Raw genomic sequence first — 2893 nt, forward strand, 5'->3', positions numbered from 1 at the left:
CCGCCCTGCTGCAGCGCCTGGCTGGTCATGTCGACACTGCCATTGGGGTCCAACAGATACTTGTCGACCAGCGCACTGGTCCAGAACGCAGCRGACACACGGATCACCATGTCCAGTGCGATCGAAATCATCGCCGCCAGCACGGCCATCGAGAACATCGTGCCGATGCCGTAGAACAGCCACTTCTGGAACAACTGCTTGGTCTGATCGAACAGCAGGCACAGGATGAACAGCGGCCCCAAGCCGATGAACAGCGCCAAGGCAACCTCGTAAAGCGGCAGCATCGAGCCCGCCGTCACCGCCGGGCCACCGGTACCCAGGCCATCTGCCCACAAGGCACGATTCTTGTCGTCGCGCAGGTTGCCGTCATCGAGCACCTTGATCGCATTAATGCTCGGCAGGCCTACCTGCATCCAAGCAAGGCTCCTCCCGATCTGRTCCTCCGGCRAATCATTCTTSCCGGTCACCACATAGGTGATCTCGTTCTTGACGTCCTTGATCAGGAAGTTCTTCAGGYTGCCACCGAACATCGCCATGCTGGTGGCAACACTGACGATCAACGCRGCACGCGCCATGTTGGTCACCARAAYCATCATCGAGTCGCGACTGCGGCCGGTAACGATGCGGAAGCCCTGGATAAGCACCCAGAGGGTCATCAGGGTCAACGCAATGCCRCCRACCCACGCCATCATGTTGCCMAGCAACTCGATGCCGAAATCGTCGATCCGCTTGCGCAGGTAAGACAGGATCGACCGGAAGAAGACGAAGTCCCCGATCGACTGGACCCGCACGGCGTTTCGAGATAAGCATCCAGCCAACGTACATGCATTGAGCCTGATAACGAACGTGGCACCGTTGAACAGACTTTAATAAAGTCAGCTCAACTTTCAAAACTTTCGAAAAACTGGCTCGGAGCAATCAGCGTAAAAAACGGTGCACTTTTTGCCACTCGGATCCACGCACTTCTTCTGCGCTTCTGCAATCGCAATCCTCTTCTTTGGAGCACGACCAACCGCAGATTGGGCTCCAGGTAAATCCGCAGAAGGAACTAACCATGCCACGCATTGGTTTGAATAGGATACCGTAACCTCGCAATCCTGTGCTCCACCACCAGCGCACCGCCGCATGGCTTCAGAAGCAGCAAGCTCTGCAGATCGCATATCTGAGACCATTCCCACTTGGGAAGTAGCAAGAGAGGTCGCTATCGCCCCCCAAGTGCTGATCCATTCGCCTGTGGGCCGAGGCGGCAAGGGTATCTGGTCACCTGATCCAGCAGCGCCCCCAGGAATTGGGGCACAGCCGCTCGCGCCCTGCCCCCCGATTGGGTAGAAGCCCGGAGGGCAACTTCCGCCCTCTGCACGACCAAGGTTTGGAAGAAGGGCGCCAAGAACACCAAACGATGCCAACACAATGAACGGATACATGCGCATGATATGACGACTCTCCAATTTCTGCGGAAATGCATCCGCTTTCAGTCAACGGGCGGGCGCATTTCCAAGCGCTCCGGGAGTGTGGCTCGGGGCATCTTGACTTGGCGCCACCTTCGGCATCGTCAACTGACTGCTCTCTGCGCGTCTCTCGGTACTCGTGGGATCAATAGGCTTGTAACTACCCGGCGGCGGCCCATTCGGTCCCGGCGCAGCAGCAACCGGGCTACCGCCTATCTGCGAATATGCCATGAAGCCACCCAGCGTGCCCTGGAAGAACATCGCCGCCATTGGGGGGCAGTCAGGATAAGCGTCGTGAGGATCAAYCCCATACCGCCCTGCTGCAGCGCCTGGCTGGTCATGTCGAAGCTGACATTGAGGCCAAGGAGATAGCGATGAATCTAGGCATCTAACCAGAACGCAGCGAGCAAGCACATCACCATGTCCGCCGCGATGGAAATCAATGCTAGCAGCACCACCTTCCAGAACATCAGGAAAGCCGCTTCTGGAACGACCATTCCGCCCAAAAAACAAAAGATAGAGAAGGCAGGACCACCATCTTGAACAGTCAGCGACTGAATCTATCCCGCTTCGCAACCTAGAAAAAGCCTAGGCCAACCCGTCCTGCTCGAGGCCAATATCAAAACTTCTCGAACTCAGGCTTTGTGCAATCGGAATAGAAAACAGTACATCGCTTACCACCGGAATCAATGCACTGCTGCTTAGCGTTGTTCTTCGCTACCGAAAGCGTTTTGCCGCTGGCGACCCCCGATTTCGAACCCGAAGTCTTCGTCTGAGGAACCAACCAAGCAGCACACTGATTCGCATACGTCAGAATAACAGCGCAATCTCGCGCACCTTCGGCCTGACACTTTCGATCAGCTTCTTCCTTCGCGTCAGACTCTGAGTAAAGGCCAGTTGAAACGCCAACAGATGACGTGGCCTCCGAGTGGGAAATAGCCCCCCACGTTGAGTGCCACCTCCCCGTTGGGCTGGGAGGAAGCGCGGGAGCACTTGGATCCCCAGGCGTACCCGCCGCCCCCGGAATTGGTGCGCAACCCAGCACACCATTGGCGCTCCCCACAGGATACTGTCCGGGCGGGCATCTCCCTTCCGCAAAGACGCTCTCTGCAGAGGACAGCCAAATCATCCCAAGAACCGCAACCACCAAGCGCAATCCACCAATTTTCATAGTTCCTCTCACCTGCAAGGTATAACTACTTCGTACCCGCTTTGCCCATGACACCAGTCAGTGAATGGGAATTGTCATGCCCACCGGTCATTTTTGGAGTTACATCGTGTACCGCCGTAGACTGCGTACCGCTAGCAGCTGGCGCCGCCGGCGTGTAACTACCCGGCGGCTGTCCATTCGCACTCGGCGCAGCAGCCACCGGACTACCGCCTATCTGCGAATATGCCATGAAGCCACCCAGCGTGCCCTGGAAGAACATCGCCGCCATTGGGGG

General features: G+C 57.1%; 4 protein-coding genes. 1 reads left to right on the forward strand and 3 read right to left on the reverse strand.

Features of this window, described 5'->3' with window-relative positions; genetic code table 11:
* Together AB4Y84_RS18180 and AB4Y84_RS18185 are read right to left on the reverse strand one after the other, a co-directional pair.
* A partial coding sequence (locus tag AB4Y84_RS18180; protein WP_442250598.1) for a type IV secretion system protein occupies nucleotides 1-839 on the reverse strand: 839 nt, incomplete at its 3' end.
* A gap of 48 nt (nucleotides 840-887) precedes the next feature.
* Nucleotides 888-1430 (reverse strand): DUF4189 domain-containing protein, encoded by a 543-nt coding sequence (locus AB4Y84_RS18185; protein ID WP_363734368.1) that lies wholly within the window; start codon nucleotides 1428-1430, stop codon nucleotides 888-890.
* Between the two features lie 438 nt (nucleotides 1431-1868).
* On the opposite strand from AB4Y84_RS18185, the gene AB4Y84_RS18190 reads away from it, so the two are divergent.
* Nucleotides 1869-1991, forward strand: a complete 123-nt coding sequence (locus tag AB4Y84_RS18190) for a hypothetical protein (RefSeq protein WP_394197269.1) — start codon at nucleotides 1869-1871, stop codon at nucleotides 1989-1991.
* 76 nt (nucleotides 1992-2067) lie between these two features.
* Here the strand turns inward: AB4Y84_RS18190 and AB4Y84_RS18195 are convergent, their stop codons facing one another.
* Entirely contained in the window at nucleotides 2068-2619 is a 552-nt protein-coding gene (locus AB4Y84_RS18195) for a DUF4189 domain-containing protein (RefSeq protein ID WP_363734367.1), read from the reverse strand.
* Between the last annotated feature and the right edge of the window lie 274 nt (nucleotides 2620-2893).

This window comes from Stenotrophomonas sp. 2YAF22 (assembly GCF_052114665.1).
In the GTDB taxonomy this organism is placed as follows: Bacteria; Pseudomonadota; Gammaproteobacteria; order Xanthomonadales; family Xanthomonadaceae; genus Stenotrophomonas; species Stenotrophomonas indicatrix.

Excerpts from the sequence above, each read along its gene's own strand:
- AB4Y84_RS18190 (WP_394197269.1), top strand. The coding sequence starts at position 1,869 with ATGTCCGCCGCGATGGAAATCAATGCTAGCAGCACCACCTTCCAGAAC.
- AB4Y84_RS18195 (WP_363734367.1), bottom strand. The coding sequence starts at position 2,619 with ATGAAAATTGGTGGATTGCGCTTGGTGGTTGCGGTTCTTGGGATGATT.
- AB4Y84_RS18185 (WP_363734368.1), bottom strand. The coding sequence starts at position 1,430 with ATGCGCATGTATCCGTTCATTGTGTTGGCATCGTTTGGTGTTCTTGGC.